Here is a 5,629-nt window from a genome sequence, read left to right as displayed (position 1 = left end):
GCCGTAGGGCTGGACGCCGCTCGGACGGAGCTGCCGGTGGGCCGCTCGCCGTACCGCCGGGCGGTGTCCTGTGGGCTGTTGCAGATCCCCGGCGTTGCCCGGCACAGCTCGCCGCGCCGCCCGGTGCCCCGGCACAGTGCACCGCGGGGCGGCGTGGAGCTTCCCCGCGGGGAGCGTGTCTGTGGGGAGCGTGTCCGTGTCCATGCGCGGGGGTGGTTCATGGGCAGAGCCCGGTCGCCGTGCCTGCGGCGTCCCAGACGGTCACCGGGTTGAAGCCGCTGTGGCCGCACTCGCCGAAGACCGTCACCGGCCGCCCCCCGGAGACGGCGGCCAGCCGCCACAGGCCCGGCACGGACGTGGTTCCGCGCCGTTGCACGGGTATCGCCTCGCAGCCGTCCGCCTCCACCAGCCGCCACCCCTGCTCGGTGGGCACCGGCACCACAGCGGCGAGCACCACCGGCCAGGACTCCAGCCAGGGCTCCTCCGCCAGCGCCGCCCCGTACTCGGCCAGCGCGCCGTCCACGGAGACACCGGGTGGCACCGCCTCGGCCGGGGGCGGGGCGACCGGCGGCGGATGGCCGGCGCCCAGAACGGCGCGCAGTGGACGGACTCCGGGGTGGTAGGCCAGATCCGCCTCCACCGTGTGGCCGGTCGGCAGGGCGAGATCCGGCGCCAGGCCCGGCCGGCCGAAGGAGAGCAGCAGAGCGGTGCGGCCGGTCGTGGTGCCGCGAAGCCACAGCCGACGGGTGGTCAGCCGGTCGTCGGCGGACTCCCGGACGCCCAGTACCAGCCAGCGGTCGCCGACCCGGGGGCCGCGCAGCACCTCGGCGCTCTCCATGGTGAAACCGACCCGGGCGCGCACGGTGGCCGCGAGGGGCGCGGGCAGCCCGTCGATGCGCCCGTAGGCGGAGGCGAGCAGATCCAGCAGGGCGTAGCGCTCCAGCAGCCGGCCGGGCCAGCCGGGTCCGGAGGCCGGTTCGGCGGCCAGCTCGCGGACCAGGGCGGCCAGCCCCGGAGCCTGGGCGTCGACCATCCGGGCGGCCACGTCGTCCCAGGCGGCATAGCCGGTGTGCTCCTCTCCGGCGAGCCCGGTGCGCAGCCGGTCGGCGAGCCGGGCCCGCAACTCGGCGGCGCCCGCGGCGACCCGGGCGGACCGGCGCTCCGCCCTGCGGCGGGCCGCTGCCGGGTCGGCGGGTGCGGTCGCCTGCTTCTCCTGCTGCTCGGCCCGCTGCCTCCCGGTGGCCGGCCGGGCTGCGGCCGACTCGGCCGGAGGTTCGGCGTCCGGGACCGCCTCCGGGCCGGACGTCCAGAGCAGCAACAGGCCCAGCGCGTGTTTGCACGGGGACTTGCGGCTCGGGCAACTGCACGAGAAGGCAGGCCCCGCCAGATCCACGCTGGTGCGGTAGGCGGTGCCGCCGCTGCCTCCGCACTCGCCCCACACGGCGCCGGCCGAGGCGCCCGCCCCGGACCAGAGCGCGGGCGAGGAAAGTCCGGCCGCGGCCTTCCGCGACGCGGCGTCAGGCGCCAGCGCCAGTACGTGCTCCGCCGTCCAGCGGGCCTCGTTCGACGTCACCGACATGCTCTCGACGGTAGGCGCCGCCACTGACAACGCACCCGGGCAACCGCTGCCGGATGCCCGGACCGGACACATTGTCAGTGCCGTGGTGCATGGTGGTTCGTGCAGGCCGGGAACGCCGGTGCGACGGCGGTGCGTGCACCGCTCCCCGGCCGGCCTGACCGTGGACTGCCCCTGCGCCCGCCATCCGCCCATGCTCCCCGTTCGACCGCCGCCGAGACTCCCCGCCACAGGTGTGCCCTGTGCGGCCCGCTGGAAGGAGCCCCCTTGACCACGCGCGCCTCCTCGACCTCGCAGCCCACCGCGACCGCGCAGTCCAGCGCGACCGCGCAGCCCACCGTGACGTCCGCCCCGGAGGTGCTGCGGCCCCACGCGGAGGAGGCCTTCGCGGCGGAGCTCGCCGCCCTCGCCGCCCACGACGACCGGCCGCGCCCCGAGCGCTGGCGGCTGTCGCCCTGGGCCGTGGCCACCTATCTGCTGGGCGGCGAACTCCCCGACGGCACCGTGATCAGCCCCAAGTACGTCGGCCCGCGCCGCATCGTGGAGGTCGCCGTCACCACGCTGGCCACCGACCGGGCGCTGCTGCTGCTGGGAGTGCCCGGGACCGCCAAGACCTGGGTCTCGGAGCATCTGGCGGCCGCCGTGAGCGGTGACTCCACGCTGCTGGTGCAGGGCACCGCCGGCACGCCGGAGGAGGCCGTCCGCTACGGGTGGAACTACGCCCAGCTGCTGGCCCACGGCCCCAGCCGCGACGCCCTGGTGCCGTCCCCGGTGATGCGCGCCATGGCGGACGGCAGGATCGCCCGGGTCGAGGAGCTCACCCGGATCCCACCGGACGTGCAGGACACCCTGATCACCATCCTGTCGGAGAAGACCCTGCCGGTTCCCGAGCTCGGCGGCGAGACCCAGGCGGTGCGCGGCTTCAACCTGATCGCCACCGCCAACGACCGGGACCGCGGGGTCAACGAGCTCTCCAGCGCGCTGCGCCGCCGGTTCAACACCGTCGTGCTGCCGCTGCCCGCCACGGTGGAGGACGAGGTCGACATCGTCTCCCGGCGGGTCCGGCAGCTGGGCCGCTCGCTGGACCTGCCCGACCTGCCCGACGGCGCCGAGGAGATACGCCGGGTGGTCACCGTCTTCCGGGAGCTGCGCGACGGTGTCACCGCGGACGGCCGCACCAGGCTCAAGTCGCCCACCGGCACGCTCTCCACGGCCGAGGCCATCTCCGTGGTCACCAGTGGTGTGGCGCTCGCCGCCCACTTCGGTGACGGTGTGCTGCGCTCGGCGGACGTCGCGGCCGGGATCCTCGGTGCGGTGGTCCGCGACCCGGCAGGGGACCGGGTGGTGTGGCAGGAGTACCTGGAGACCGTGGTGCGCGAGCGCGACGGGTGGAAGGACTTCTACCGCGCCTGCCGAGAGGTGAGCTGAATGGCCGCCGGGGGGCTGCGGGCCACCGTGCTCGGCGTACGACACCACGGGCCCGGCTCGGCCCGTGCGGTGGCCGCCGCACTGGCCCGCATCGAGCCGGACGCGGTGCTGATCGAAGGCCCGCCGGAGGCCGACCCGATCCTCTCCCTGGCCGGGGAGAAGGACATGGTGCCGCCCGTCGCGCTGCTGGCACACACGGTGGACGACCCCTCGCGGGCGGCGTTCTGGCCCTTCGCCTCGTTCTCCCCCGAGTGGGTCGCGCTGCGGTTCGCGGTGGAGCGGTCCACACCCGTCCACTTCATCGACCTTCCCGCGGCGTACGGATTCGCCCTCGCGGCCGCGCGGGAGCAGGAGGCGGCACAGCCGGGCGGGGCGCCGGAGGGGAGTGCCCCGCTCCCGACCGCCCCCGCACCGGCGGGCGATGCCGCACCCGCCGCGCCCGAGCCGCCCCCGGTGGCGGATCCGATCGCGGCCCTGGCGGCCGCAGCCGGCCATGACGACCCCGAGCGCTGGTGGGAGGACGTCATCGAGCACCGCCTGCCGCACCGGCCGGGCGCCGGTGACGACGATCCGCTGGCCCCGTTCCGGGCCGTCGCCGAAGCCATGGGGGCACTGCGCCCGCAGCGCCCGGACGGCTCCCCGGCCCCGGGAGGTCTGCCGGACGACGCACTGCGTGAGGCGTACATGCGGCAGCGGATCCGGGCGGCCCGGCGGGCCGGGCACACCCGGGTCGCCGTGGTCTGCGGTGCCTGGCATGTGCCCGCGCTGGAGCGGATGCCCACCGCGGCGCAGGACCGGGAGCTGCTCAGAACGCTGCCCCGCAGACCCAGGACCGAGATCACCTGGGTGCCCTGGACGCACCGCCGCCTCGCCCAGCACACCGGCTACGGGGCCGGGGTCACCTCGCCCGGCTGGTACCACCACCTCTTCACTGCCCCGGACCGCCCGATCGCCCGCTGGATGACCCATGCCGCCGGGCTGCTCCGTGAAGCGGACCACCCGGTCTCGTCCGCCCATGTGATCGAGGCGGTGCGGTTGGCCGAGGCACTGGCGGCCATGCGCGGCCGCCCGCTCGCGGGCCTGACCGAGACCCTGGACGCGGTGCGCGCCGTGCTGGGCGACGGTTCGGACTCCGCGCTCGCCCTGGTCCACGACCGTCTGGTGGTGGGCGACGCCTTGGGCGAGGTGCCCGGCACCGCCCCCGCGGTGCCCCTGCAGCGTGACCTCAGCCGGCAGCAGCGCAGTCTCCGGCTGCGCCCCGACCCCGCCGAACGCGACCTCGACCTGGACCTCCGCAAGGAGACCGACGCCCACCGCAGCCGGCTGCTGCACCGGCTCCGGCTGCTGGGCATCCCCTGGGGCGAGCCCGCCCGCTCAGCCGTCGGCAGCACCGGGACCTTCCGTGAGAGCTGGCGGCTGCGCTGGGATCCCGAGCTGGCCGTCCGCGTGGTGGAGGCCGCCCCCTGGGGCACCACCGTCGAGGCCGCCGCCGCGGCCCGGGCCCGCGACGGAGCGGTCGGAGCCACAACGCTTGCCGAGGTCACCGCGCTGGCCGAGAGCTGCCTGCTCGCCGATCTGCCGGACGCCCTGCCCACGGTGATGAGGGTGCTCGCCGACCGGGCCGCGCTGGACACCGATGTGGCCCATCTGGCCGAGGCGTTGCCCGCCCTGGTGCGGTCGCTGCGCTACGGCGATGTCCGGGGCACCGACGCGGGGGCGCTGCGCAAGGTGGCCGAGGGGCTGGCGGTGCGGGTGTGCATCGGCCTGCCACCCGCCTGTACCGGGCTGGACGGGGAGGGAGCCGCCGCGATGCGGGTCCATCTGGACGCCGTGCACGGCGCCGTCGGGCTGCTCGGTGACGGGCCGGCACCCGCACCGCGGCCGCAGCCGGATCCGCACGTCCGGACGGAGCACGATCCGCCCGCCCAGCCGCAGCCGGGGACTCGGACGCATCAGGAGCCCGAACCCCGCTCGGAGCGCCGACCGCACTCGGCGCTCCAGGCGCAGCCCGCCCTGCCTCCCTCGGCGGCGCCCGTGCCCGCCCGGCGGCCCACGGCGGCGTCCGGGATCCGTGACCGCTGGGCGGCCGCTCTGCTGTCGCTGGCCCGCCGGACGCCCTCCGGCAGCCTCGCCACGGGAGTCCCCGGCCTGCTGCGCGGCCGCGCCGTACGGCTGCTGCTGGACGACGGCAGGCTCTCCACCGACGAGGCGGCCCGCCGGATGGGGCTGGCCCTGTCCACCGCGGTCGGCCCGGCCGACGCGGCCGGCTGGGCCGAGGGCTTCCTGGCGGGCGGAGGCATGCTGCTCGTCCATGACGACCGGTTGCTCGCGCTGCTGGACGACTGGGTCTCCTCGGTGCCGGGTGACGCCTTCACCGATGTGCTGCCGCTGCTGCGCCGCACCTTCTCGTCGTTCGAGGCGGGGGTTCGCCGCACCGTGGGGGAGCGGATCCGCACCTCGGCCGGCCATGCCGGCGGCGATCCCGGGCTCCTGACACGACCGGCGGCCGCCTCCGGGGCTGGTTTCTCCGCCGAACCCGACCTCGCCCGCGCGGACGCCGCCCTGCCCGTGGTCTCCCTGCTGCTGGGCCTCACCGTCCCGGACGCTGCCGAGCAGCCCCCGCCC

The 5,629-nt window shown here is 76.5% G+C and carries 3 protein-coding genes; 2 read left to right on the top strand and 1 reads right to left on the bottom strand.

The genetic code is table 11. The features are described 5' to 3' along the window. Positions 1 to 217: 217 nt before the first annotated feature. A complete protein-coding gene (locus AOK09_RS33155; RefSeq protein ID WP_055590927.1) occupies positions 218 to 1,579 on the bottom strand; it encodes an SWIM zinc finger family protein in 1,362 nt (453 codons plus the stop codon). A gap of 336 nt (positions 1,580 to 1,915) precedes the next feature. On the opposite strand from AOK09_RS33155, the gene AOK09_RS33150 reads away from it, so the two are divergent. Both AOK09_RS33150 and AOK09_RS33145 read left to right on the top strand, forming a co-directional pair. After that, positions 1,916 to 3,004 carry an ATP-binding protein gene (locus AOK09_RS33150; protein WP_055590928.1) on the top strand — a complete coding sequence of 363 codons (1,089 nt, stop codon included), beginning with the start codon at positions 1,916 to 1,918 and terminating at the stop codon, positions 3,002 to 3,004. Continuing rightward, on the top strand, positions 3,005 to 5,629 hold a 2,625-nt coding region (locus AOK09_RS33145; RefSeq protein WP_055590926.1), incomplete at its 3' end, for a DUF5682 family protein.

It is taken from the genome of Peterkaempfera griseoplana (genome assembly GCF_001418575.1).
Taxonomy (GTDB): domain Bacteria; phylum Actinomycetota; class Actinomycetes; order Streptomycetales; family Streptomycetaceae; genus Peterkaempfera; species Peterkaempfera griseoplana.
Note: the sequence above shows the minus strand (reverse complement) of the source record. Positions and strands in the feature narration are given on the sequence as shown.

Excerpts from the sequence above, each read along its gene's own strand:
- AOK09_RS33155 (WP_055590927.1), bottom strand. The coding sequence starts at position 1,579 with ATGTCGGTGACGTCGAACGAGGCCCGCTGGACGGCGGAGCACGTACTG.